Raw genomic sequence first — 427 nt, 5'->3', positions numbered from 1 at the left:
TAATGACGATAGTACAGAGACTACTTTACCAAAATCAGGATCATTAGCCTTTGTTAAGACAGGCGTTTACAATGGTGATGCCACAAGAGCGGTAGTTGGCGATATCATTACGTACACTTTTACAGTAACCAATACAGGAAACGTAACAGTAGATAATATTGTAATCAATGATGCCAAACTGGGAGTGACTAATTTAGCATTAGTTCCATCAACTTTAGCACCATTAGCAACAGGAGTGGTAACACAAGATTACGCTATCACCCAAGCTGATATTGATGCAGGCGTTGTTACTAATACAGCAATTGCAATAGGACAAGATCCACAAGGCGTAGATGTTCAGGATACATCAGGAACAGCAGTGGATAATGATGATAGTACTGAGACTACTTTACCAAAATCAGGATCATTAGCCTTTGTTAAGACAGGC

Annotated in this window: 1 protein-coding gene; it reads left to right on the top strand. The window is 39.3% G+C overall.

From position 1 onward, the window contains the following. A partial coding sequence (locus tag AAGV33_RS16380; protein WP_373393453.1) for a DUF7507 domain-containing protein occupies positions 1-427 on the top strand: 427 nt, incomplete at both ends.

The organism is Flavobacterium magnesitis, assembly GCF_041729735.1.
GTDB lineage: Bacteria > Bacteroidota > Bacteroidia > Flavobacteriales > Flavobacteriaceae > Flavobacterium > Flavobacterium magnesitis.
The sequence above is the reverse complement of the archived record's forward strand: the minus strand, read 5'-3'. Positions and strand labels throughout refer to the sequence as shown.